Source organism: Methylobacterium sp. Leaf456, from assembly GCF_001425465.1.
Taxonomy (GTDB): Bacteria; Pseudomonadota; Alphaproteobacteria; order Rhizobiales; family Beijerinckiaceae; genus Methylobacterium.
In genome coordinates this window covers 26,105-51,273 of the sequence record NZ_LMQV01000005.1, presented here as the reverse complement: position 1 = coordinate 51,273, position 25,169 = coordinate 26,105, and the positions used below count along the sequence as shown (strand labels likewise).

At 71.7% G+C, this 25,169-nt stretch carries 20 protein-coding genes; 13 read left to right on the top strand and 7 right to left on the bottom strand.

From position 1 onward, the window contains the following. Positions 1 to 84 precede the first annotated feature (84 nt). Genes ASG52_RS27625 through ASG52_RS06355 form a run of 5 tightly spaced genes read left to right on the top strand, consistent with a single transcriptional unit; the run spans position 85 to position 3,214 of the window. The gene (locus ASG52_RS27625; protein WP_162249979.1) at positions 85 to 1,161 is read left to right on the top strand and encodes a hypothetical protein; all 1,077 of its coding nucleotides are present in this window, start codon (positions 85 to 87) and stop codon (positions 1,159 to 1,161) included. Next, positions 1,158 to 1,715, top strand: a complete 558-nt coding sequence (locus ASG52_RS27620; protein ID WP_056240606.1) for a GspMb/PilO family protein — start codon at positions 1,158 to 1,160, stop codon at positions 1,713 to 1,715. Before ASG52_RS27625 ends, ASG52_RS27620 begins: the two co-directional genes overlap by 4 nt. Next, a complete protein-coding gene (locus ASG52_RS06365) occupies positions 1,712 to 2,191 on the top strand; it encodes a hypothetical protein (RefSeq protein ID WP_056240603.1) in 480 nt (159 codons plus the stop codon). The genes ASG52_RS27620 and ASG52_RS06365 overlap by 4 nt, the downstream gene beginning before the upstream one ends. 52 nt (positions 2,192 to 2,243) lie before the next feature. Next, complete coding sequence (locus ASG52_RS06360; protein WP_056240853.1) at positions 2,244 to 2,651, top strand: thiol-disulfide oxidoreductase DCC family protein; 408 nt, start codon at positions 2,244 to 2,246, stop codon at positions 2,649 to 2,651. Continuing rightward, positions 2,648 to 3,214, top strand: coding sequence for a DUF4166 domain-containing protein (locus ASG52_RS06355; RefSeq protein WP_056240601.1), 567 nt, complete (start codon positions 2,648 to 2,650; stop codon positions 3,212 to 3,214). The genes ASG52_RS06360 and ASG52_RS06355 overlap by 4 nt, the downstream gene beginning before the upstream one ends. A 21-nt stretch (positions 3,215 to 3,235) precedes the next feature. Here ASG52_RS06355 and gspD read toward each other — a convergent pair whose 3' ends face one another. Next, entirely contained in the window at positions 3,236 to 5,599 is a 2,364-nt protein-coding gene (gene gspD / locus ASG52_RS06350) for a type II secretion system secretin GspD (protein ID WP_056240599.1), read from the bottom strand. Between the two features lie 634 nt (positions 5,600 to 6,233). Here gspD and ASG52_RS06345 point away from each other — a divergent pair. From ASG52_RS06345 to ASG52_RS06335, 3 genes are all read left to right on the top strand, one after another. Then, complete coding sequence (locus ASG52_RS06345) at positions 6,234 to 6,815, top strand: SCO family protein (RefSeq protein WP_162249978.1); 582 nt, start codon at positions 6,234 to 6,236, stop codon at positions 6,813 to 6,815. 40 nt (positions 6,816 to 6,855) lie between these two features. Continuing rightward, positions 6,856 to 9,573: an AbfB domain-containing protein gene (locus ASG52_RS06340; protein ID WP_056240593.1), complete on the top strand. Its 2,718-nt coding sequence runs from the start codon at positions 6,856 to 6,858 to the stop codon at positions 9,571 to 9,573. 354 nt (positions 9,574 to 9,927) lie between these two features. After that, the gene (locus ASG52_RS06335; protein WP_056240590.1) at positions 9,928 to 10,830 is read left to right on the top strand and encodes an outer membrane protein; all 903 of its coding nucleotides are present in this window, start codon (positions 9,928 to 9,930) and stop codon (positions 10,828 to 10,830) included. 71 nt (positions 10,831 to 10,901) lie between these two features. Here ASG52_RS06335 and ASG52_RS06330 read toward each other — a convergent pair whose 3' ends face one another. Genes ASG52_RS06330 through ASG52_RS06320 form a run of 3 tightly spaced genes read right to left on the bottom strand, consistent with a single transcriptional unit; the run spans position 10,902 to position 15,498 of the window. After that, on the bottom strand, positions 10,902 to 13,391 hold the full coding sequence (locus tag ASG52_RS06330) for an ATP-binding cassette domain-containing protein (protein WP_056240588.1): 2,490 nt from the start codon (positions 13,389 to 13,391) through the stop codon (positions 10,902 to 10,904). Positions 13,392 to 13,438: 47 nt separating this feature from the next. Beyond that, the gene (locus ASG52_RS06325; RefSeq protein WP_056240585.1) at positions 13,439 to 14,455 is read right to left on the bottom strand and encodes a sugar ABC transporter substrate-binding protein; all 1,017 of its coding nucleotides are present in this window, start codon (positions 14,453 to 14,455) and stop codon (positions 13,439 to 13,441) included. A 44-nt stretch (positions 14,456 to 14,499) separates the two neighbouring features. Next, positions 14,500 to 15,498, bottom strand: a complete 999-nt coding sequence (locus tag ASG52_RS06320) for an ABC transporter permease (RefSeq protein ID WP_082552393.1) — start codon at positions 15,496 to 15,498, stop codon at positions 14,500 to 14,502. Between the two features lie 258 nt (positions 15,499 to 15,756). Between ASG52_RS06320 and ASG52_RS06315 the strand changes: the two genes are divergently transcribed. After that, positions 15,757 to 17,139, top strand: a complete 1,383-nt coding sequence (locus ASG52_RS06315) for a histidine kinase (protein ID WP_056240578.1) — start codon at positions 15,757 to 15,759, stop codon at positions 17,137 to 17,139. Next, entirely contained in the window at positions 17,136 to 17,828 is a 693-nt protein-coding gene (locus tag ASG52_RS06310; protein ID WP_056240577.1) for a response regulator transcription factor, read from the top strand. Before ASG52_RS06315 ends, ASG52_RS06310 begins: the two co-directional genes overlap by 4 nt. Before the next feature lie 380 nt (positions 17,829 to 18,208). Here the strand turns inward: ASG52_RS06310 and ASG52_RS06305 are convergent, their stop codons facing one another. Genes ASG52_RS06305 through ASG52_RS06295 form a run of 3 tightly spaced genes read right to left on the bottom strand, consistent with a single transcriptional unit; the run spans position 18,209 to position 20,840 of the window. Next, entirely contained in the window at positions 18,209 to 19,105 is an 897-nt protein-coding gene (locus tag ASG52_RS06305) for a diacylglycerol kinase catalytic domain-containing protein (protein ID WP_056240572.1), read from the bottom strand. 12 nt (positions 19,106 to 19,117) lie between these two features. Continuing rightward, on the bottom strand, positions 19,118 to 20,104 hold the full coding sequence (locus tag ASG52_RS06300) for an SPFH domain-containing protein (protein WP_056240569.1): 987 nt from the start codon (positions 20,102 to 20,104) through the stop codon (positions 19,118 to 19,120). Between the two features lie 10 nt (positions 20,105 to 20,114). Continuing rightward, a complete protein-coding gene (locus ASG52_RS06295; protein ID WP_056240565.1) occupies positions 20,115 to 20,840 on the bottom strand; it encodes an NUDIX hydrolase in 726 nt (241 codons plus the stop codon). 207 nt (positions 20,841 to 21,047) lie between these two features. Between ASG52_RS06295 and ASG52_RS06290 the strand changes: the two genes are divergently transcribed. The 3 genes from ASG52_RS06290 (at position 21,048) to ASG52_RS06280 (ending at position 25,149) form a co-directional block, all read left to right on the top strand. Further along, a complete protein-coding gene (locus ASG52_RS06290; protein WP_056240561.1) occupies positions 21,048 to 21,308 on the top strand; it encodes a hypothetical protein in 261 nt (86 codons plus the stop codon). A 248-nt stretch (positions 21,309 to 21,556) separates the two neighbouring features. After that, positions 21,557 to 23,641, top strand: a complete 2,085-nt coding sequence (locus tag ASG52_RS06285; RefSeq protein WP_286158962.1) for a caspase family protein — start codon at positions 21,557 to 21,559, stop codon at positions 23,639 to 23,641. 179 nt (positions 23,642 to 23,820) lie between these two features. Then, positions 23,821 to 25,149 (top strand): hypothetical protein, encoded by a 1,329-nt coding sequence (locus ASG52_RS06280; protein ID WP_286158961.1) that lies wholly within the window; start codon positions 23,821 to 23,823, stop codon positions 25,147 to 25,149. Positions 25,150 to 25,169 lie beyond the last annotated feature (20 nt).

Below are 25,169 nucleotides of genomic sequence, written 5' to 3'. Positions count from 1 at the left end.
GGCAGGCCCTGCGCCCTTTAAGCCGACGTAAACACCGGGAGACTTAACAACTCGTCTCGCCCACCTTTCCCGGAGCCTTCGCGCGTGAGTGCCATGGACGCCCATCCGGCCCGCGCGCTCGCCGGACGCAAGGCCGTGCTGCGCGAGAGCCTCGACGCCACCGCCTACCTTCTGGGCTTGAGCGAGGTGCGGGCCGACCGCGCGCCGGGCCTGCTGACGATCCGCGTCGGCGGCCCCGCCGAGCCGGGCCTGACCCTGATCGACCGGCGGGGCGACACGCCCCTGGTCCAGCGCCTCGACGCGGGCGCCGACGATTTGCCGGCGCAACTCTCGGCGATCCGCGCCGGACAGGCCGGCGTCAGAGCAAAAATCCTGGTCGATCCGGCCCGCTGCTTCATGCGCACCCTCACCCTGCCTAGCGCGGCGCTCCCGCGGATGCGCGCGGTGCTGGCGCAGGAACTGGAAGCCGCCACCCCGTTCCGGGCCGCGGGCGTCCACAGCGACTGGTACGTCGAGGGCGAGGACGCGTCCGCCCGGAGTCTCAGGGTGCGCCACGTCGTCCTCAAGCGCGCCGCCCTCGATCCGCTGCTCGCGGCGCTGGCGGAGGCCGGCATCGCCGCCGGCCCGGTCACGGTCGGGCCGGACGAGGAGCGGACCATGCCGGTCGATCTCCTCACCGGCGGCCACCGCAGCCTCCAGGGCTTGGCCGGCGGCGCCCGCAAGGGCGACCTCGCGCTGCTGGCCGGCGCCGCCCTGCTGATGCTCGCCTCCTTCTGGGGCTTTCGCGCCCATCAGGACGCCACGCTGGCGGCCCTCGACGACGCCTTCGCGCAGGCCCGCCGCGCCGCCGGCCCGGCCCTGCCCGCCCCGGTCCAGGCCGGGACGGCGGCGATTTTTTCGGGGAGGGCCCCGCCCCTGGCCAAGACTTTGGACGCCGTAGCGGTGGCCCTGCCGGATTCCGTCTCGGCCACACATCTGCGCCTCGACGCGGAGGGCGCCCGCCTCACCCTGCTCGCCGCCGACGAGCCGGCCGCGCTCGCGGCCTTGAGCAAGGTGCCGGGCTTCGGGGCGCCTTTCTTAAGCGGCTACGCGGTCGCCCCCGACGGCACGCGCACCATCGTGGTCCAGTTGCCGCGCCTGAAGAGCGGGGGTCAGCCGTGAAGCGCCCCGCCCTCCCCTTTGCCGGCGTTTTGCCCGACATTCTGCCGAACCGTCCGGTGCTCGTCGCACTGGGCGGCCTCGGGCTGCTGCTGGCGCTCGCCATAGGCCCGGTCTCGCGCGCGATCGACGCGCAGGGCGACATCGCCGCCGCCCGCGACCGCCTCGCCCGCGCCCAGGCCGCGAGCGCCCGCCCGCCGCTGCCCGCGCCGCTCGTGGCCGCCGACGCCGACGGCCTGCTCGCCGCCTTCCGGGTGCGGCTCGACGGGCTCGCCGGGAGCCGCGCGGTGGTGATCGATGCGACGAACCTCGAGCCCGATCCGGCCCAACCCACCCTGCCGCGCCTGCGCTTGTTCCTGCGCGGCACGGCAGAGGGCCTGCACGGCCTGCTGCATGCGCTCGAAACCGAAGCGCCGCTGATCGCCGTCGAGGCCGCCGAACTCGACGTCGCCCGCCCGGCGGACGAGGAGGCCGGCCGCCCCCTTGTGATGCGCGCGAGCCTGACGGTCCGCGGCGTGCAACTGCCGCCACCGGAGACCGGAGGCCGCGCCCCGTGAGTCTGCGTGTTCCACCCACCGGCCTCCTGCCGCGCGCCCTGTTCGGTCTCGCCGCCGCCCTGGCGCTCGCGGCCTTCGCGTGGCCCGTGCGGATCGATCCGGCGCCGCCCCCCTCCGCGCCCTGGACCGAGCCGCTGGGCACGGCCGCGCTGCAACGCCCGCTGTTCGATCCCGGCCGGCGCGCCTGGACCGGGCGGGGCAGCCGTGAAACCGTGGCCGAGGGCGAGCCGCCCCGCCCGGTCCTGACGGTGCGCGGCATCCGCCTCGACGGCGCGGCGGCCTCCGCGCTCATCGACGACGGCAGCGGCGACCGCGCGTGGCTGAAGGCCGGCGAGGGCCGCGGCGACTGGCGCGTCACCGCCATCACCCCCGACCACGTCACCCTGGACCAGCGCGGCCGCAGCTTCACCGCCGCCTTCATGGGCCCCCCGGCGACGCTCCGCCCGAAGCCGCTCGACCCGGCCCTGCGGCGGTGAGACGGGTCACAGGCGCTTCTCCAAAAGCAGCCCCGTGGACTACAACATTCGCATGACGACGCCCTTTTCCGGCCCGATCATCCTGTTCGACGCCGAATGCGTGCTGTGTTCGGCCAACGCCCGCTTCATCCTCGAACGGGACCGCGCCGCCGTCTTCCGCCTCGCCTCCATGCAGAGCGAACTCGGCCAGTCGCTCTATCGCCGCCACGGCATGGACCCGAACGATCCCGTGAGCCTGCTCGTGGTCGAGGGCGAGCGGATGCGCCGCGACAGCGACGCGGTGCTCTTCATCTACGAGGGGCTCGGCTTCCCCTGGCGGTTCGCCGGCCTCCTGCGCATCGTCCCGGCGGCGTTGCGCGATCCAATGTACCGCCTCGTCGCGCGCAACCGCTACCGCCTGTTCGGAAAGCGCGACACCTGCTGGATCGCGCCCCCGCAGTTCCGGGACCGCATCCTGTGAGCGAACCGGGCGGCACGCTCTACCGCGCCATCCTCGGGTCCGCCCTCGATGCCCTGCCCGCCCCCGTACGGGCGCTGCACGACGGGATCGGCACGCGCCGCTTCACCGGCTCGGCGAGCGTCCGGCGGGGCAACGGGCTCCTGGCCCGGCTCCTCTGCGCGCTCTTCCGCTTCCCGGACACCGCCTCCGACGTTGCCGTGAGCGTGACCTTCGCGCAGGAGCCGGGTGGCGAGCGCTGGACGCGCACCATCGGCCGGGCGACCGTCGTCTCGTTCCAGTCCGCCGGGACGGGCCGCGACCGCGCCCTGCTGATCGAGCGCTTCGGCCTCGCCGCCTTCGCGCTGGCCCTGATCCCCGACGGCGACCGCCTCCGGTTCGTGCCCCGGCGCTGGTCGATCCTGAAAATCCCGATGCCGGGCTTCCTGCTGCCCGTGGGCGAGAGCTTCGAGACGGAGCGCGATGGACGGTTCGCGTTCGACATCACGGTCAGCGTGCCGCTCGTCGGGCTGGTCGTCGCCTATCGCGGGACGCTGGCGCCCGCGGAGGCGGTCCGGCCGTCATAACGGTCGGCCTCGATCCCACCCTCACTCCATCATCCGCCGCAGCACGCCCTCCTGGCCCGGCAGCGCGACCGACATCGGCGGGGGCGCGGGCACCGGGCGCACCGGCATCATCGCCTTGAACTGCTGGCGGAAATCCTCGGCGATGCGGTCGGCCTCCGCCGTGCCGCGGATCACCTTGGGGCGGATGAACACGATCAGTTCGGTGCGCACCCGCTCGTCGATCCGGTTGCGGAAGGCCTGACCGACGAACGGCAGTTCGCCCAGCACCGGCACCGCCTCGCTCGAGATCTGCGCCTTCTCCTGCACCATGCCGCCGATGGCGAGGCTGTGGCCGTCGTTGACCGCGACGCTGGTGGCGACGCGGCGCTGGCGGATCGTCGGCGAGTTGATGTTCGAGGTCGTGGTCTTCACCACGTCGCTGACCTCCTGGTTGATGTCGAGCACCACGAGGCCGTTCTTGTTCACCCGCGGCGTCACCGAGAGGATGACGCCGGTATCCTTCATTTCGATCTGGTTGAGGATCGGCGCGTTGGTCGAGAGCGCGCTCTGGCCGGTCTGCTGCACGATCGGCACCTGGTCGCCGACCTGCAATTTGGCGGTGCGGTTGTCGAGCACGGTGATGTTGGGCGACGAGATGACGTTGACCCGCGTCACGCCCTGCAACGCGTTGAGCACGACGTTGAAGTCCGAGGCGTTGAGCAGGTAGTTGAAGCCCGGCACGCCGCCGACCGCCGCCTTGACCAGCGAGGCGGTGCCGCCGCCGCGCCCGGTCGATCCGACCACGTCGCCCTGGACGTTGTTGAACTGCGCGCCGCCCTTGTTGAGGAACCACTGCACGCCGAAGCGGAGCGCATCGTTGAGGGTCACCTCGGCGATCACGGTCTCCAGGAGAACCTGGGTCGGCATCGCGTCGAGGCGGCCGAGGATGCGCAGGATCTTGTCGTACTGGTTGCGGGTGGCCGAGACGACGAGGCTGTTGTTGGCCTCGTCGGCGACGATGCCGATGGCGTCGCGCCGCGCGCCCATGCCGCCGCCGTAGCCGCCGTATCCGCTCTCCATGCCGCTGCCGCCATAGGCCGAGCCGCCGCCGTAGAGGGTGCCGCCCCCGCCCGAAAGACCGCCGGGGCTCGCGCCGAGACCGCCGCCGAGCCCGCCCGAAGGCCCACCGCCCAATCCGCCCCCCTGTCCCCCCGGCGAGCCGCCGAGGGTGGAGCCGAAGCCGCCCGAATTCTGACTCGGCAGGCTGCCCGAGCCGCCATGCGACGGGTCGCTACCGAGCCCGCCGCCGCCGGGCCCGGACGGGTCCGAGCCCATCAGGCCGCCGCCGTACCCGCCGCCCATGCCCCCGCCGAGGCCGCCTCCCATGCCGCCCATGCCACCGCCGACCGACATCCCGGTCTCGGCGGCGACGACGCTCTGGAGCACCATCGCGAGTTCCTTGGCCGAGCGGTTCTGGATCCGGTAGACGAAGAGCTGCCGCTCGCGCTCGGCCGCGAAGGTCTCCAGCTGTTCCAGCCACGCCCGCGCCCGGTCGAGATAGGCGGCGCGCGAGCTGACCACGAGGATGGCGCCGAGCGACTCGTTCGCCACGAAGCGGATCATGTCGCCGGTGCCCGCCGCCTCGCCGCCGAAGATCTGGGTGAGGTCGCGGGCGATCGAGCGGGGGTTGGCGCTGCGCACCGGCAACATCGCCGTCGACATGCCGCGCATCCAATCGACGTCGAACACTTCGATGGTCTGGCGCAGCGCCCGAATCTGCCCGGCATCCCCTGAGAGGATCAGCAGATTGCGGGCCCGGTCGGCGCGCAGCACCACCTCGCGCGGGGCGATCGAACCCAGCACCGCCTGCATCTCGGCGGCCGAGATCCAGCGCAGGGGCACGGTGACGGCGCCCGATTCGGCGGCCGGCCCCTGCACCGGGTTCACGCCCGCGCCGGTGGAGGGCACGATCTGCGCCGTGCGCCCGCGGCGGCGCAGCACGAGGCCGCGGCTGCCCAGCGCGGTCTCGAACATCGACAGCAGCGTGTCGCGGGTCACAGAACCGCCGGTCTGGAGCGTGATGGTGCCGGCGGCGCGCTCGTCGAGGCTGTAGCCCCAGCCCAGCGTGTCGGCGAGCACCGCCTTGGCGGCTTCCGCGAGCGGCACCTCAACGAGGTTGAGGCTGACCAGGGCGCCTTGCAACGGCGCCCGCGCCGGGGCCTCGCCGCCGACGAAGCGGTCGGTGCCGCGCAGCACGATGCCGCCGGAGGGCCGCGGCCCCGCGGCTGCGCCGGCATAGTCCGGGTTGAGGCCGGAGACCGGCCCGCCCAGCGGTTCGGCGGCGAGCGCCGCGCCGGCCACGGCGCCGCCGAGCGCCGCTCCAACGACAAATGCCCCCCACTTCATGCCGCCGACGAGCCTTTGCGCCCAGATCCGATCGTTCGCGGCGACGTTAGGGATTTATGGTTAACGGGATGTTGCGGACGACGACGCCGGCGAAAACGACTGGATCAGGACCAGTAGGGCCATGCAGCGCGATGCTTTCGTACCACCGTATTCGCCGATCGACTGAATTTTTCGGGGAGTTTTCGGTCGAGAGGCTCGACGCAGATCGATCACAGACCGACCGGCCGGAAGATGTCGGGCGAGATCGGATTGCGTTGTCGGTACGGCGCAACGCAATCCGGACTTGGCGAAACCATCGCGGCCCCGTACGCGGACGCCGCCCCGCGGGGCATCCGTTCGCCCCCGGCCCCGGCCGTGTCGAATCGAACGCTCGGTCGGCGCATCCCGGCAAGACTCTGGAAGCCTTACCCAAAGTGCCTTGTCTAGTCGCCCGCGACCAACAACAAGATTTCGTTCAGGTTATCGGCGTCAAAACCATCTTGTGCAAACGCGCCACACCTTTTGTCAACGCCTAGAGTCGAAGATCACATCACATCCACTCGATAAGACTTCGACGACCGGCCCAATGCCTTCGATCATCAGACAAACCTTCGCGGCAGGCCTCGGTCTCCTCGTCCTCGCGACGACGGGATCGATGGCCGCCGCCCCGGAGCGCGCGGCCCGGCCGAGCGACCTCGCCGGCCTGCTCCGGCCCCTGGCGGAGTCCCCGCTCCGCGTCGACCAGAACGGGGCACGCATCACGGCCGAGAGCCTGCACGACCGGCTCGTGGTCGTCGCGTTCGTGAACGGCGGATGCACCATCGTCTGCGCGGTGCGCACGCTGGAACTCGACAAGCTCGCCCGCGCCCTGCCGGAGCCCCTGCGGGAGCGGGTGCGCTTCCTGGCGCTCGGCACCGATCCGGCCCGCGACGGGGCGGGGCGTCTAAGGGCGATGGCCGACGGACTCGTCGGGCCCACCACCCCTCTCCGCTTCCTCGACTCGGACGCGGCCTCCGCCGCGGCGATCCTGGCCCGGCTGCGCTATCCGGCGAGCCTGCTGCCCGAGCCGCCCCCGACCGTGCTGGTGTTCGACCGGCGCGGCGAGATCGCGATGACCTACGGCAGCGATCCGCTCGATGCCCCCCGGCTGATCACCGACCTCACCGCCCTCGAGACCTTCGAGGACGGGCTCGGACAGCCCCCGCGCGGCACGCGCCAGGCCGCCTCCACCTTCTGACCCTTTTCCCCTTCTGCTGATCGACGACGGAGCTTTCGACATGATGCGACGCGACGCGGCATTCGGCCGGGCCCGTGCCCGCCGGACCGCCCTGCTCTCGGCCACGATGCTGGCCACCGGCCTCATGACCTCGGCGCAGGCGGCCAAGTTCGGGATCGTGGTCAACCCGGTCCAGGACCCGCTGCTCGCGAACCTCGCGATCCCCAATGCGGCGCCTGCCGTCGGCATGTGGTCGGGCCTGCGCGACTGGCCGATGAACGCGATCCACATGGGCCTGCTGCCGTCGGGCAAGGTGGTCTCGTTCGGCACGCCCGGCGGCAATCCCGGAACCCAGGACGGTCGCACCTTCGACGTGTGGGACCCCTATGCCGGCCTTTCCGGCAACAGCCACGTCACCCTGCCGGGCGTGACCAGGATCAACAGCTTCTGCGCGGCGCAGGCCTTCCAGGCCGACGGCTCGCTGCTCGTGTCGGGCGGCATCGTCAACGACGGCAACAACAAGGGCAGCGCGGTGCTCAACACCGCCGCCAACGGCGTCTCGGCCATCGGGGCGCAGCTCGCCAACGACCGCTACTATTCCACTATGCTCACCCTGCCGAACGGCCAGCAGGTGATCGTGGGCGGCTCCTACCCCTATCTCGGCGGCTGGGCCGACCCGCAGGGCTCCATCGACAAGAACTGGATGACCGGCATGACGCCGGAGGTGTTCGACGGCCAGAACTGGCGCAGCCTGTTCGGCGCCAAGAGCCGCGACGCGTTCGGGCCCGACTACAATCGCTTCTGGTATCCCCGTGCCTGGATCGCCCCGAACGGCAAGGTGTTCGGCATCTCCTCCGAGAAGATGTGGTATCTCGACACCGCCAACAACGGCTCGGTGACGACGCAAGCCTTCAAGCAGGGCCAGCGCGACGTCGGCAACGCGGCGGACGCGCCCAATGTCGGCCCCGCCTCCACCGCGGTGATGTACGCGCCGGGCAAGATCCTCCAGGTCGGCGGCAACGCCTATTCCAACGGCGAGGGCTTCCTGTCGAGCAACCGCGCCACCGTGATCGACATCAACGGCAACGCCCCCGCTGTGAACGACACCGCCACCATGAATTTCGGCCGCGGCTGGGCCAACGCCACCGTGCTGCCGACCGGCACCGTCGCCGTCACCGGCGGCAGCAAGTACAACGACCGCGGCGACGGCGACGTGGTGCTGGCCAGCGAGTTCTGGGACCCGAACACCGGCCGCTGGTCGGTCGGCGCCTCGGGCTCGGTCTATCGCGGCTACCATTCGAGCGCGATCCTGCTGCAGAACGGCGCCCTGGTGGTGGCGGGCGGCGGCGCCCCCGGCCCGGTCGCCAACCAGAACGCGGAGTTCTTCTATCCGCCCTACCTGTTCACCACCGTGAACGGGAAGGCCGCGCTCGCGCCCCGGCCGCAGATCGTCAGCCTCGACACCAACCGGCTCGGCTACGGCGGGGCGATGCAGTTCGAGTTCGCCTCGCAGAACGGCGTGGCGCAGGTGGTGCTGATCGGGCTGAGCCAGACCACGCACAGCTTCAACTTCACCCAGCGCCGCATCCCCCTGACCTTCACCCAGGCCGACACGACGGTGACGCTGCGCAGCCCGGCCTCGGGCGCCATCGCACCGCCCGGCTACTATCAGCTCGTCGCGATCGACCAGAAGGGCGTGCCCTCGCCGGGCGTGATCGTGGCGGTCGGCAACGTCGCCGCCCCCCCGCAATCCGCGGCGCCGGTCGTCGGCACTACGGGCGGCAACACCGGCGGCGGTACCGGCACCGGCGGGACCGCCGGTGGAGGCACCGGCGGCACGGGCGGCGGCACCGGCACCGGCGGCACCGACGGAGGAACGGGCACCGGCATCGGCACCGCGGTGAGTCTGCAGGCCAGCAACTACACGAAGTTCTATCTCACCAACGTCAACGGCACGGCCCGCCTCGTGGCGCCGGCCAACGACGGCGATCGTCAACAATCGACCTTCCGGATGGTCACGGGACTGGCCGGCACCGGCGTGTCGTTCCAGTCGAGCACCGCCACCAACCAATACCTGCGCCACCAGAACTTCCAGATCCTCCAGCAGGCCAACGATGGCGGCGACGTCTTCAAACGGGGGGCGAGCTTCAACCAGCGCGCGGCGCTCGCCGGAACCTGCGGCTGCAACACCGGAACCTGCTCTTCGTACGAGTCGGTCGATTGGCCCGGCTACTACGTCCGGCACCGCAACTACGGTTTCTACATCGACAAGGCCGACAACTCCGATCTGTTCAAGCAGGATGCCTCGTTCTGCGCCGCTCCGCCGCTCGCCGGTGGAACCGTCGCCGCCGCGGGCACGCTCCTGAAGGCGGCGCATTCCGGGATGTGCCTCGCGATCCCGGCCGGCAACGGCAACGACGGCGCCCCCATCACGCAGCAGGCCTGCAACGGTTCGGCCGAGCAGAGCTGGACGCCCCGGACGACGGCGGGCGGCTCCGCCTTGGTCAACGCCGCCAGCGGCAAGTGCCTCGATCTCAGCCTGGAGAAGCTGCCGGTCGGCAACGGCACGCGCATCTATCAGTGGGCCTGCCACGGTGGCACGAACCAGGCCTGGACGACGAAGCCGCAGGGGGGCGGCAACGCCTACACCACGGCCTACGCGCCGAACCTCTGCCTCGACGTGCCCGGGGCTTCGAACCAAGCCGGAACCGCCGTGTTCGGCTGGGCCTGCCACGGCGGCGCCAACCAGACCTTCCTCACGAACACGCCGACGCAGTGACCGGGCGAACCTCGCAGGGGCCGGCCTACCGGCCTCCGCGAGGCGCGTCGAACCGGCAGCCCGCGAGACAGAGCACTCCGACCCCACCGGGTCGGGGTGCTCTGTCTTGCGGGCGTCGGACCGCATCCGCGGGGTGGGCCTCGCTTCCCAGCGCCACGATCGACGGCGCAGCGCCATCCCGGCCCCGATCCTCGCCAAAAAATTGTATCGCGGGCACAACCCAACCGGCTCGACAAGCGTGGCCGTATCGATCAAATGATGGGGGACGGGGCGTCGCAGCGATGGCGACGCCATCGCGGGCGACCGAGCGCGAATGCGCCGCGCCCGAACACGGTTTTGGGGATTCACGGACACATGCGGCGTCGTCTCTTCGCTTGCGGGTCGATTCTGGCCTCGGCCCTGTGTGCGGCCGGCGCCGGGGCGGCGGACCTCGCGCCCCGCGCGGCAGCACCGGTGTTCGCGCCGGTCCCGGTCTTCACCTGGACCGGCCTCTACGGCGGATTCAACCTCGGCTATGCCTGGAGCGACGACCGCGCCCGGACCGCGGCCTTCGTGCCCGGCGGCTTCCAGGCGCGCGTGGTCGACGAACTCGGCTTCGAGCGGGCACGTCTCGACGGCGGCGGCTTCACCGGCGGCGGTCAGGTCGGCGCCAACTATCAGCTGACGCCGGGCTCGGGCGTGGTCGTCGGGTTCGAGGCCGACGCGCAATACACCGACCTGCGGGCCCGGCGCGGCAGTAGCGCCTCCTTCACGCAGGATTTCGGCGGCGGCTTCGTGTTCCGGAACGATCTCGCGGCCGAGGCGCGCGGGCGCCTGAACTACCTCGGCACCGTGCGCGGGCGCCTGGGCTACGCCTTCGATCGCGTCCTCGTCTACGGCACCGGCGGCTTCGCCTACGGCGAGACGGCCTACGGTTCGGTCGTCGATCAGACCAGCGTCTGCAACTGCCCCGGCGGCCCGCTGACCTTCCAGGCGGTGACCGTCGGCGCGCGCCAGGGGATGCAGACCGGCTACGCCTATGGCGGCGGCATCGAGGTCGCGCTGCCGACGGAGAGCCCCCTCAACGTCTTCCGCGCCGCCGCCGTGACCCTCAAGGCCGAGTACCTGCACTACGATCTCGGCACCCGCAGCATCGTCGGCTCCGCCGTGCCGATCCCGTCCTTCGGGTTCACGCCGCAGCCGGTGACGCTCACCCGGATCAAGACCGAAGGCAACCTCGCCCGCGTCGGCCTGAACTTCAAGTTCGGCGTGGACTGAAGCGCGCCGCCCTCGCCGGAGCGCTCCGACGGAACGGAGCGCCCGACGCGCCGGGTGCGCGCGCCTGCCGGTCACGTCATCGCCGCGGAGACGATGGCCTCCTCGCGCGCCTCGGCCGCCTCGAAGGTGGCGACGACGCGGCCGGCCCGCGCGACGACGATGCGGTCGGACAGACTCAGCACCTCGGACAGGTCGGACGAGATCGCCAGCACCGCCTTGCCCTCGCCCGCCGCCCGCCGCAGGGCGGCGTGGATGTCCGGGACGGCACCGACATCGACGCCGCGGGTCGGCTCGTCGGCGAGGATCACGTCGGGCGCCTGCGCCAGGGCGCGGGCGAGCACCACCTTCTGCTGGTTGCCGCCCGAGAAGCTGCCGAGGGGGCCGCCCGCATCGAGGGCGGCCACCCGCAAGGCGTCGAGCCAGGGGCGTGCCATGCGGGCGCGGACAAGCCGCCGCGGATACAGGAAGCGGCGTCCCGGCCGGGTCGCCAGGATGCCGAGCACGATATTTTCCTCCGCCGACAGGCTCTCGAACAGCCCCTCGGTCTGGCGGTCCTCGGTGACGTAGACGAGCCCGGCCCGCACCGCCTGCCCGGCATCGGTGAACGCGACCGGCCGCCCGTGCAGCCGGATCGCGCCGCCGCGGCGCGGAGCGTAGAGGCCGACGGCGTGCCGGGCCGTCTCGGTGCGGCCGGCGCCGACGAGGCCGGTCAGGCCGACCACCTCGCCGGCCCTCACATCGAAGGTCATGCCCCGGACCGCGGCGCCGGCCCGCGCCCGCACGACCGCGAAGGCGGGCGGGGCGTCGGCGCGCTTCGCGGTCGTTTTTTCGCGACGCGGCGATGCCTCGCCCGCCACCGTGCGGCCGACCATCAGCCGCACGAGGTCCGCCCGCGTGATCGCCGCGACCGGGCGGGTGGCGACAAGGCGTCCGTCGCGCAGAACCGTGACGGCGTCGGCCTGCGCCAGCACCTCTTCGAGGGCGTGGGTCACGAGCACCAGTGCGGTCCCGTGCGTGCGCATGTGACGGATCATCCGGAAGAAGGTCGCCCGCTCCCGCGGGGTCAGGGCCGCGGTCGGCTCGTCGAACACGATCAGGCGCGCCCGCCGCCGGACCGCGCGGGCGATCTCGACCATCTGCCGCGCCGCCGTGTCGAGATCGCCGGCCCGCGCCTGCGGGTCGATCCGCCAGCCCCAGGCCGCCATCGCGGCGCACGCATCGGCCCGCGCGCCCGCACGGTCGAGGAGGAAGGGCTCGGTGCCGAGTTGCAGGTTCTGGGCGACCGTCAGGTCCGGGACGAGGCTGCTCTCCTGATAGACCATCGCGATACCGGCCGCGTTCGCGTCCGCGGGCGTGGCGAAGGTGAGAGGGCGGCCGTCCAGCGTGATCGTCCCCGCATCGGGGCGGGTCTCGCCCGCGACGATTCCCGCGAGCGTCGACTTGCCCGCTCCGTTCTGCCCGACGAGGGCGTGGATTTCTCCGTGAGAGAACGCGAGGTCGATGCCGTCGAGGGCGATGTTGCCCGCGTAGCTTTTGCCGATCCCGGTCAGGCGCAAGGCGCAGCCGCCGCGACGCTCGCCGGAGGACTCGGGAACGACGGCGCCGGGCGCGGCGTCCGTGGTTACAGTGGCGTGCGCGCGCTCGCGTCTGCGGGCGAACCAAAGGCCGGCCCCGACCGCCAGGAGCAGGCTCGCGCCGATCACCGCCGAGGCGGCGTTGCCCGGTGCGTTCAGCCTCAGCAAGCCGCCGGACAGGAGCGAGAGGCTGGCTGCGCCGACGAGGACGTTGACGACGCTGCCGCGCCCGCCCGCGAGGCTCGCCCCACCCATCACCAGGGCGGTCAGCGCGGCAACCTCCCAGCCCGAACCGACGTTGGAGCCCGCGGCGTCCTGGCGGGCGGCGTAGAGGATCGCGGCGCAGGCCACGATGACACCCGCCGCCGGGTAGACCCCGAACCGCACCCGCTCCACCCGCACCCCGGATTGCCGGGCCGCCCGCGGATCGGACCCCGTCGCGATCACGTGCATCCCGAACCGGGTGCGCGTCAGAACCGCGTGCAGACCGAGGGCGACGGCCCCGAGCACCAGCAGGTTCACCGGAACGCCCAGTACTTGGCCGCCGCCGAGGAACTGCCAGACCGGTCCGTCATGGGCGGCCGCGGCCAGCGCGAAGGTGAACTTTTGCGAGACGAGATCGTAGCCGCCGCGCAGGACGAGGAGCATGGCGAGCGTGGTGAGGAACGGGCGCAGGCCCGCCACCGCGACGAGGACGCCGTTGACGGCCCCGAGGCCGGCGCCCAGCGCGATCACCGCCGGCACGGTCAGGCCGATGGAAAAGCCGTAGACGCGAAACAGCAGCAGGGCCGCGAGGTTGGCGAGCGCGAAGATCGCCCCGAGCGACAGGTCGATGCCGCCGCAGAGCACGATCAGGAACAGGGCCAGTGCCACCAGCCCCGGCTCGGCGAAATCGGTCGCGAGGAGCTGGAGATTCCCGACCGACAGGGCGTTCGGCACGAGGAGCGCGAAGGTCGTGGCGATCACCGCGAGGACAACGGTGGGCATCCACGTATCGGGCGCGACACGGCGCATGGGCGGCCGTCCGGAGCGGTTCAGCGGTCCGTCGGCGGGTCGAGGTCGAAGCAGGCGGCCCGGTCTTTCCGCCCCGCGACCCAGGTGCTGTTCGAGAGATAGACGAGTTGCTTCGTGCCGGGCTTGTCGCGGTTCTGAAGCAGGGTGAGGACCGCGTCGGTGATCTGCACGCCCTGCACGTCGGAGCGGTAGGACAGCACCTTGTGGAACAGGCCCTGCTCGACGGCGTCGCAATCGGCGCGGGGGCCGTCGGTGGTGGCGTAGACCTTGACCTTCCCCTGGAGCCCGGCCGCCTTCACCGCCTGCGCGGCGCCCTGCTGCATCGTGCCCCAGACGCCGTAGGTCGCGCACAGGTCCGGGTGCTGCTGCAGGACGGTGGCCGTGATCGCGTTGGCCCGGTTGCTGTCCCAGTTGGCCGCCTGACTGGAGACGACCTTGATCGAGGGCTCGCGCTCGAACACCTCCATCGCCCCCTGGAGCTGTTCGAGGCTCGCTGCCGCGGTGGCCTCGCCCTGCACCAGCGCGACCTTGCCCGAAGAGCGGCCCCCGCCGCATTCTCCCACGATCTCCTGCGCGACGGTGCGGCCGAGATCGACGTTGTCGACGCCGACATAGGCGTCGGTGGCGGTGTTGGACATCATGTTCACCTGGACGACCGGGATGCCGGCCTCCATGGCCCGCTTCAGCGGGCGGGCCAGCACCGAGACGTTGGCGTTCTGGACGATCAGCACGTCGGGCCGCTCGGCGATCAGCGCGTTGACCGCCTGCAACTGCGCGTCGGCGCTGAAGTTCGGATCGCGGACGACGAAGTTCACGCCGTAGCGCTCGAAGTTCTCCCGCATCACCCGGGTCCAGATCATGCCGATCGTGGTCGAGAGCGTCAGCGGCACCCAGGCGACGGTCTTGCCCTTCACCGCCCGGTCGAAGGCGGGGCGCATCTGCGCGCGCGGATCGCCGTTCGCCGGTGCTTGGGCCAACGCCTGCCCCGCGGATGCGGTCAGGCCCAGCAGGGCGAGGGCGCGTGCGGTCCGTCCCATGAAGTCCTCCTTGGATGGATTCTTGCCTTGAATGGATTGCCGGCTCAGATCCCCGCCGCCGGGGCCTCGCCGCGGCGCAGCGCGCCGTCGGCGAGGAGGACGAGGAGGAGCGCCGTCCCCTTGGCGATGCCCTGCACCTGCGCGGCGACGTCGAGGATCGTCATCGCGTTCGTCATGAGGCCGACGAGGAGCGTGGCGGCCATCACCCCGAAGACCCCGCCCCGTCCGCCCGAGAGGCCGACCCCGCCGAGCACGACGACGAGGAGCACGTCGAATATCAGCGTCGCGTTCGCCAGCTGCAGATCGACGAGGCCGGACGAGGACAGCATGATCAGCCCGGCGACGAAGGCCGTAGTGGCGGAAAAGAGGTATTGCAGCCACGCGATGCGCCGCACCGGCAGGCCCACCACCGCCGCCGTCCTGGGGTTGATCCCGGCCGCGCGCACGAAGCGGCCGGGCACGGTCCGCTCCAGCAAGAGGTGGGTGAGGATCGCGCACGCCGCCAGCACCAGCGGCGGCACGGGAACGCCGCCGACCGTTCCGCCCAGATGCGCCAGCCAGCCGCTCCCGGCGGGCAGGTGGATACTTGCCCCCGGCAGGATGCTGGACCGGGCGAGGCCGACGAACAGCATCGCGGTCGCCAGGGTCGCGAACAGCGGCGGGATGCCGGCGAGCGTGACGGCGCCCGCGTTGACCGCCCCCATCGCCAGCGCGAAACCGGTGCCGCCGAGGAGTGCGGCCGGCAGCGGGATGCCGCCCGCCAGCATCTTGGCCACCGCGCCGGTCGAGATCAGCGCGACCGCCACCTGCGACAGGTCGATGTTGCGCCCCATCACCACGAGCGCCATGCCGAGCGCGAGGATGCCGACGACGGATATGCCGCGCAGGAGCGCGAACAGGTTTCCCAATGTCGCGAACCGGTCGAGCGTGAGGGCGAGGACGAGCGCGCCCGCAGCCGCCGTCAGGGCGACCACGCCTGAGCGCTCCATCCTCGACGGCCGGCGTGTCGGGACGGCGCGATCCGGCATGCGGGTGCTCGACATGGGGGGATCCCGGCTCGCCGACGATGGAGGGCATGGGGCGCGGGAATTCACTTCGGCGCATTCGATCGGCGCCAAGCAAGTCCCGATTTATCTGATGAATACTGGGTGATTTCCCGATCGATGCTAATAAAAATACTGAGAAACACAAGCCTGATCGGCGCCGCTCGATGCGGGCAATTTGCCCGATCTTCACCGGGTCGCTTGCGCGGGTAGGATCGGGCGACGAATAATCGCGCCGTCACGGAGGACGCGCCGCCGATGCGATTGCTGCCGGGTCTGGTTCTGCGCTTCGTCGGCGTCGCGATGCTGTGCCTGACGGCGACGGCGGCCTGGGTGCTGTTCGACGCGCACCGGAGCATCCAGGCGCAGGCCGCGGCTTCCGCCGACCGGGTCGTCCGGGTGCTGCAATCGCATGTCTGGCTCGGCAGCGCGCACGCCGCCGCCCGGCTCGCCTCGCCGAACTGGCAGACCGCCGCGACCCTGCGGGAGATCGCCCCCACGGTCTGCGTCGCGTTCGTGCCGCTCGGCCAGCCCCTCGAGGACGAGCCGCGCCGGCTCTGCAGCGGCTGGGGCGGCTACCGCGACGGCGCCCCGCGCTGGTTCGAGCGCTTCTACGGCGCGCTGTTCGGGGACAGCCTGCCGGTCACGCGACCGCTGATCATCCAGCGCCGGGAGGCCGGGCGCGTCGTGGTGGCGCCGCTGCCCGAGGCCGCCATGCGGCAGGCGTGGCACGAGGTGAGCCTGGCCACCGGCGCCGTCCTCGCCGCGGTCGCGGGCTTCAGCCTCCTGGCCTTCCTGATCCTGGGCCACGCGCTGCGGCCGGGGCTCACCATCATCCGCGGCTTGAAGGCGCTCGGCGGCGGCCGGACCGACATCCGCCTGCCGACGTTCAGGGCGCGCGAGTTCCGCCTGATCGGGCAGGCCGTCGAGGATCTGGCCGAGCGGCTGGCCCGCACCCACGCGGAGCGCTTGCGGCTCATGCGGCAGATGCTCCAAGTGCAGGAGGACGAGCGGCGCCTGCTGGCGCGCGAGCTGCACGACGAGTTCGGGCAATGCCTGACGGCGACGCACGCGCTCGCCGCCTCGATCGAGTTGGGGGCGGCCGAGCGGCCGGATCTCGCGAGCGACGCAGCGGCCATCGGCGGCATCGCCGCGCGCATGATGGGCACGCTGCGCGACGCGCTCGGTCGCCTGAGACCGCCGGACTTCGACGAGATCGGCCTTGGGCCGAGCCTCGACCAGTTGATCCAGGGGTGGAACCTCAAGGCGGCCGGCCGGAAACCCGTCGTCTCGCTCAGCGTCGGCTGCGACCTCTCGACGATGCCGGCGACGGCCGCGCTCAACGTCTATCGCATCGTGCAGGAATGCCTGACCAATGCGGTGCGGCACGGGACGCCGGACACCGTGACGGTCAGCCTGAGCGAGAACGGGCGGGCCGGCGCGGCGATCTCCGTCGTCGTGGAGGACGACGGCGGCGGCGACCCGGCGCGGATCGTCAGCGCCTCGGGCTTCGGCATCCTCGGCATCCGCGAGCGGGTCGCGGCGCTCGGGGGGCGGCTCGCCATCGCCCGCGCGGCGGGCGGCATCCGCGTCGCCGCCCTGATCCCGCTCACCGCCGAGCCCCTGTGCGAGGCCGCATGAGCGAGGACGTCACCATCCTGCTCGTGGACGACCACCCGGTCGTCCGCGAGGGCTACCGGCGGCTCCTCGAACGGCAGCCCGGCCACCGGGTCGTCGCCGAGGCCGAGACCGCCGCGGACGCCTACCGGGCGTACAAGGCCTGCACGCCGACGATCGTCATCATGGACTGGTCGCTGCCGGGCCCGAGCGGCCTCGAAGGGCTGCGCCACATCCGGCAATGGGACCGGCAGGCCCGCATCCTCGTCTTCTCGATGCACCAGAACGTCGGCTTCGCCCTCAAGGCGCTGGAGGCGGGCGCCTGCGCCTACGTGACGAAGAGCAGCCCGCCCGCCGAGTTGGTGACGGCGATCCGCACCGTGCTCGCGGGCGGCCGGGCGCTCAGCGAGGACATGGCGCGGGCGGTCTCCGCCGGACCCGCCTCGGGCCCGGCGACGCCGATCGCCGAGCTGTCGCCGCGCGAGGTCGAGATCCTGCACCTCGTCGCCTCGGGGCTGACCACGGAGGCGATCGCCGGGGCGCTCAATCTCAGTCCCAAGACCGTGCAGAACAAGCATTACGGCATCAAGGCGAAGATCGGCGCGCGCACCGACGCCCATCTGGTCTGGCTCGCCATGCAGGCCGGCCTCGTCAGCGAGCGCACGGTCGATCTCGCATCAGCGTCCGCCGACCCGAACGCGCGCGGAGCGTGAGGTCTCCAGGGCGTTCCTCCGCCTCGCGGCAGGGGCGCGGCCCATCGACGGGGCGATCGGCAGCCGCCCTCGTGCTCATCTCGACGTCGCCCGACGGACCGCCCCCGTCGCGGAGTAATCGGCTCCTACCGCCGCCCTCGCCGCGTGGCGGCCGGCCGTACCGCCACACCGCGGGATCGAGCCGTCGGGCCTCCCGCATTCGATTGTATCGATTCGATCTTTTTCCGACAGGCAGCGCAGCGTATTCCTTACCTTGCAATGAAAACCATCCAGAAGGATGTTTTCATAAATCTTGTTTGGTGCTAATATTTTCAATAATCAGACAAAAAATTCTAGCAACATAAATTGCGGAACAATGTTTCGATGAAAACTCACGAACCTCAAGGCGCGATCAGGTTGAGTGTCCGGGAGGCCGGGCCCACTTCGACCCGCCGGCCCCAGTCGAAGGCGATGAAATCCTGCTCGATGCCGTCGGCGAAGACCACACCGCCCTCGTTCATCCGCGAGACCACCGACAGCGTCGCCGTGGCGAGCAGTTTTCCGGCACGCAGATGCGTGGCGGTGGCCACGCTGGGGAACGGCTCGCGCACCCAGTAGCCGACGGCGGATTCCTCCGGGCCGAGGGGAAAGCCGAGGCCGGTCGCCTCGCTGATGGAGCGCGCCCAGCCCGTCGCCCCGGTGCCCGACGCCACGATGAGCCCGCTCGACGAATGATCCTCCGCCGCCTCGCCCGCCGCGATCCGGTAGCGCGCAGATTGGTGGCTGCGGTGGCCGACGAAGATCTCGTTGAGCGCCAGCAGCCGCTGCCCGCCGTCGAGCACCGCCTGCACCATGGTCCGCCGCTCGATCGGGGCCGCGCCCGCGACGCTCGCGGGCAGCAGGGGCCCGAGCCGCTCGATCCCGATCCGCGCCAGCACGCCGTCGTAGAGGTCCGGCGCCGGGTTGAGGCCGATCACCGGCTGTCCATCGAGATACTTCGCGACGTTGGCCACCAACCCGTCCTGGCCCACCGCGACGACGACGTCCTCCGGCGCGAACAGGAACCGGTCGAGGTCGGCCCGCCGCGCCAGCGCCTGCCGCCACTCCCCCGGCACCGCGGCGCGGGCCTGGGCCAGCACCGCATTGAAGCGGGCATGACGGTCCTCGACCTCACTCAAGGACTGCCCGCGGCTCTCCAGAAAGAACTTGGCCTGACCGCGCGTCGCGTGCCGGGCGAGCAGCAGTTCGTAATCCGTGTCGCGGGTGACGAACACGGCGCGCGGGGGGATCGCCGCCATCGCTTGCTCTCCTCAGCGGGGCACGGTGAGGGGCGCTGCCGCACGACGGAACTCGCCCATCACGCTCGCCAGCAGATCGGGCGTCACGTTGACGTGCTCGATCGTTTCCAGCTTGCCCGCGAGTTCCCGCGCCGCCAGCCCGAGCAGGGTGGCCGGGGCAAGATCGCGGTAGACCGCCACCCGCTGCGCCTCGGCCTCGGCCCGCGCGCCCTCGACGAGGCGGATGCGCTCGGCTTCCGCCGCCGCCTCCAGGCCGCGCGCCTCCGCGAGGCCCGCCGCGCGGTCGCGGGCGTTCTCGGCCTCGCGGGCGATGAGCCCGGATTCGCGCTGCGCCAGCTCGGTGCGGGTGGCGAGTTCGTTCTCGGCGATGGCGCGCTCCTTCTCGACGGCCAGCGCGCGCCGGGCGAAGGTCGCCTCGTCGGCCTTCTGCTGCAGGGCTTCAAAAGTCGGCGTCTGGAGCGCACGCTCCAGCTCGCTCGTCGGCGCGAGGTTGGTGAGCCGCACCGAGACCGGGGCGACGCCGATCTCGGCGAGCGCGGGGGCGTCGGTCAGCACCGCTTCGAGCAGGAGCCGCAGCGGCTCCGGCCCGGCGTCCAGCAGGGCGCGCACGGGGCTCGCGCCGAGGTGCTGCAGGATCGCTTGGCCCGCGATCCCTGAGAGCCGCGCCTCGATCCGCTCGATCGGCTCGCCCTGGAACTGGCCGCTCGCGAGGCCGATCGAGAAGTCGATGCGGCTCGCCAGAAGCACGGGATCGACGACGTGCCAGCCGATGGTGCCCTGCACCGTCACGCTCTGGAAGTCGCGGCTGCGCCCCCGCACGAACAGGGTCATCTCGCGGTCGTCCATCGGCACCTCGCTGATGCTCGCGCTCTCCGGGCGGAACCAGAACACGAGGCCCCGCCCGCTCTGGCGGACGCGTCCGTTACGGTAGCGGATGACGTGCCGGCTCGCCTCGCTGCGCAGTTGGGCGACCGGGCCGAGATTGCGGATCGTAGCCATAGCATTCTCCTTACGGTTTGCGGCAGCGGTAGAGTTCGGGCGGGCGGAACGAAGTGCCGGCCTCGCGCGCGCCGGTGGGTTCGAGCCAGCCGCGGTCGAGCATCCGGCGGCGGAAGGCGGGTTTGTTGAGGGGAGTGCCGAGGATCGTCTCGTGCACGTCCTGAAGCTGGCGCAGGGTGAAGCGCTCCGGCAGCAGCGCGAAGCCGACGCCCGAGTAGTCGAGCTTGCCCCGCAGCCGCAGCATCGCGAGCGCGAGGATGTCGGCGTGGTCGAAGGCGAGGGTGAGCGGGCCGCCCCCTGCGGCATCCCGCAAAGCGACCGGCCCGCCCGCCTCGCCGGCCCAGGGCACGTCGATGATGGCGGGCAGCAGGCCCGCGCCGTTGCGGCCGGCTGCGGTGAAGGCGGCCTCCGGCAGCAGCGCAAGATAGGCGACCGACACGATGCGCATGCGCGGATCGCGGCCGGGCGCGCCGAAGGTGTAGAGCTGTTCGAGATGGAGCCCCGAGAGCCCCGCCTTCTCGCGCAGCACCCGCCCGGCCGCCGCGTCGAGCGTTTCCGCCACGCCGACGAAGCCGCCGGGCAGCGCCCAATGCCCGGCCTGCGGATGCTCGTCACGCTTCAGCAGCAGCGCGGCAGGGCGGCCGTCGCGAAGCCCGAGCAGGACCACATCGACGGTGAGCGCGAGGCGACCGTAGGCGTCCGGATCGTAGGTGGCGAGAAACGCGTCCTCACTCATGACGGCCCCTTATTCGCATCGTGCGAGTAACTAATATTCATATTGCGATTATGTCAAGTGGGTCTGTGCGGCGCCGTCGCTCGGGGCCCCGCGCCGGCCCCTGATTAGGAAATCCAAAAAGTTCGGCGGGCCTTCGGCGAAAACCGGTCTGCCGCGCCCATGCCCCTGTCGAGGGCGGACACACCGCTCGATCAGGGAGATGCCACCATGACCCGGACGATGATGTTCGTGCTCGCCGCCGCCGGCCTGCTCACCGCCGCGAACCCGGCCTCCGCTGAAGGAGCCGCCCCGCCGAGCGGCAACCAGGAGTTCATCGGCGTCGATCTCGACAATGGTGGCGTCTATTACAACGGCCGCAACTCCGGGCGGTATTGCCTCTACCGCACCGTCGAGGTGTTCAACCGCTATACCGGCTATGTCGAAGCGCGCCGCGTGCGCCGCTGCGGCACCGGCCTCTACCTGCCGTGAGGGGGCCAGATGCTGCTCACCGCCCTCTCGCCGCTGCATCTGGCCGCCCTCAGCCTCGTCCTCGCGCTGTTCGCGGGGGGATGAGGGCCTTCAAGCCGACCGCCTCGGGCGGCATTGTTTCTCAGGTTGCGCGCGGCTAACCCTGTCCCGCGCCCGATTCGGGCGTGCCCCGTGTCAAGGACGTTGAGGTCGGCCCGCGAGCCGAAGGGAGGACGCCCTTGAAGGCATCATTGCCGAGACGAGCCCCGGTGCCCGCCGCGCGGCGGATCGCGCTGTTCGCCGCCGCGTTCCTCGGAGCGGCCTGCTTCCTCGGCCCTCCCGCCCGCGCTGCCCCAGATCCGTCCCCCTTACCGGCCCCGTTCGCCGACAACGCCGATTCCGTCGCGGTGGTGATCGGCAACCGCAGCTACAAGCAGACCGTGCCGGTCGATTTCGCCCACAACGACGCCGAGGCGATCCGCGCATACCTGATCGGGCGGCTCGGCTACCGCGAGGGCAACGTCTTCGTCCTCAAGGACGCGACGCTCAACGAGTTCAACCAAGCCTTCGGCACGGAGCGCAACCCGCAGGCCGGGCGCCTCTGGCGCAGCGTGCGCGAGGGCCGCTCGAACGTCTTCGTCTACTTCTCCGGCCACGGCGTGCCGGACCTCGCCACGAAGCAGCCCTTCCTGCTGCCGCACGACGGCAACCCGAACCAGGGCGAGAGCGGCTATGCCCTGGAGACGCTCTACCGCAACCTCGACCTCGTGAAGCGCAAGATCGGGCCCGAGCGCCAGCTCGTCGTCATGGTCGATGCCTGCTTCACCGGCGAGACCGGTCGCAAGGGCGAGAGCCTGCTCGCCGTCTCCGCGCCGGGTTTCGCGCCGGCCAAGCCGAAGCCCGAGAGCGGCCTCGTCCGGGTGGTCGCCACCTCCGGCGCGACGCCCGCCAACTGGGACGAGACCAACCGGCTCGGTCTCCTCACCAGCCGCTTCCTGATGGGCGTCTCGGGGCAGGCCGACGCGAAGGAAGCGCAGGGCGACGGCGACGGGCTGGTCCAGTGGGCCGAGTTGAAGCGCTACCTGCGCGAGCAGGTTTCTGAGGGCGCCAGGCGCGCGTCGGGTCGCGAGCAGGTGCCGGAGATCGACGACGCGCCGATCGTGCTCAAGGCCTCGCTTCCCGTCGAGGCGGTCGCGGGCGGCGTCGCGACCCTGCGCGACGAGGCCGCGTGGCGGCGCGCCGAGAGCCTCGGCACCCGCGAGGCGTTCGAGGCCTATGTCGGATCGTGCGGCGAGGCCTGCACCTACCGGCCGCAAGCCATGGACCGGCTGCTCGCGGGCCGGCGCCGGGACGCGGCGGCGATCGATGGGGAGAACTGGGCCAAGTTCGGCGCGCAGCGGCAGTATCAGGCCTATCTGAATTCCTGCGGGGAGGTCTGCGCCTATCGCAGCCTCGCCGAGGGCTATCTCGGCGGCGCGAACCCCGGCAGCGATCCGCGGGTGAAGCGCTGCGATGAACTCGCCGCCGGCACCGACGATCCCGACCGCCCGAAGAGCGTGCCGGGGGTGAAGCTCGGCCGCATCGAGGCCTCCGCCGCGATCGAGGCCTGCCGCGGCGCTGCGTCCGCTTATCCGTCCCTGCGCCGCCTCGATTACCAGCTCGGCCGCGCCTACGACCGAGCCGAGCGTTCCAAGGAGGCGTTCGCGGCTTACGACCGGGCCGCCAAGGCCGGCAGCGTCTCGGCCATGAACAACCTCGCCACGCTCTACGAGTACGGCCAGGGCGTGAAGCGTTCGCAAGGAGAGGCCTACCGGCTCTATCGGCAGGCCGGCGAGGGCGGCAACGTGGTGGCGCTCGCCAACGCCGCCCGCATGCTCGAATACGGCAACGGCATCCCCAAGGACGAGGCGCAAGCGGTGGCGCTCTACAAGCGCGCGGTCGCGGGGGGCGATGTCGCCTCGATCTCGAAGCTCGTGCCGCACTATTCGACCGGCGCCTACGGCTTCCCGAAGGACCTGCGCCAGGGCTTCGACCTGTTCCGCCAAGCGGCCGACAAGGGCGATCCCGTCGCCATGGCGACGATGGCGACGCTGATCGACAACGGCTTTTCCCGCTACTTTCCCGGCGTCCGCTCGTCCGACATGGTGCTGCGGGCGCTCAAGAAGGGCGAACTCGGCGCCGCCTCGGTCTCGGCCACCGACACGGCGCAGCAGAAGCTCAGGCCCGAGACGATCCGCACGGTCCAGCGGGCGATCAAGGAGGCGGATTACTATCCGGGCGCGCTCGACGGGCGCTTCAACCCAGTCTTCGTCCGGGCGCTGGATCAGTACGCGCGGGCGAACGAGGCGGAATGAGCCGGCACCGCGCCGCCTTCCCTCCCCCCTCCGCGGGGGAGGGTGGCCTCCAAAGGAGGTCGGGAGAGGGGAGCCCGGCTTCCGGAGATAACGGGTCAATGGCGGCCAAGCGGCGCCGTCGCTCCCCTCTCCCGCCTGCTCCGCAGGCACCCTCCCCCGCAGAGGGGAGAGGGTTTTTGGTGGCCGCCCTCTTGGCCACAATCGTCACTTCGACCCCCGCCCGCGCCGACCCCACCACCGCCACCCTTGGCCCCTTCCTCGACGCCGTCTCCGCCTGCGCCGGGCGGCCCGACCTGACGCTGGCCGTGATCGGCGTCGAGCCGGGCCAGACGGCGCTCTCGCGCGAGCAGGCCGAGGAGGTGCGGCTGGCCATCGAGAGCCGGCTCCAGGCGAGCGGCCGGGTGCGGCTCGCGGCGGCCGCCGACGTGGTGCGCATCAAGGCCCTGCGCGAGGGCACCACCGGGCTCTCCGGGGTGGAGGCCGAGGCGCAGATCCGCGCGGCGTTTTCGGGTGATGCAAGCGTCTTCCTCGTGGAGCCGCGCCGGGCCGGCGAGACCGCCGCCTTGCGGCTCCAGGCCATCACCCGCTCGGTCCAGTGCAAGGCGACGAGCGAGCCGGTGAGCGTTCCGATCCGCGTCGGCGCGGGCGTCGCCGACGTCGATGCCGTGATGGAGGGTGCGGTCAAAGCCCTCGGCCAGGCCGCCCCGAATGCCAGCGCCGTCGAGGTCTGCCCCTTCGTGGCCGAGGGCGGTCATTCGAGTTGCGCCGGCGTGCTGACCGACCGTCTCGTCATCGCGCTGGATGCCGAGGCGCGATCAGTCAACCGCGTGCTGAAAGGGGCCCGCCTCGACGTGCGCCGCAGCCCGCCCGGCACCGTCTGCGCCGGCCCGCTCACCGCGCGGGGCCGCTTCCTGACCGACCGCGAGCGGCATACCTTCATGGAAGTCGAGTTCCAGCGCGACGGCGCGGTGCTGGCCCCGACCGGGCGCCGCCGCATCGGTCTCGACGGGCTCGGCTGCGATCCGACCCCGCGGCCCTTCCTCGATCATCTCGCGGCCACCGCCCGCACCGACGGCGGCCGGCTCACGGTCGCCCCCACCGCCACGCCGTTCTCGGCCGGGCAGCGGCTGGAGCTGCGCATCGAATCGCGGGCGCGCCAGAGCCTCTATTGCTGGATCGTCGCCCCCGACGAGACCGCCTTCGTGGCGCTCCCCGTCCGCGAAAACCCCGCCTCGCTCGCTCCCCTCAAGCCCGGTGAGGCGCGGCGCTATCCCCGCGGCTACGGCCTCGACGAGATCGTGGCGGGCGAGCCGTTCGAGAACCTGTTCTCCTGCTTCGGCATCGAGGGCGGCCTGCCGCCGGAACTGGCCGCCCGCTGGCTCGCCGCGGCGCCGGGCGCGAACAGCGAGGCCAAGCTGCTCCCGCCGCCCGACGTGCTCGATCTGCTCGACAAGATCCGGGCGACGCCCGGCGTGACGGAGGCGACGGCGCGCATCGTCGTGCGCTGAGGCTTTTTTTGATGTTCAGG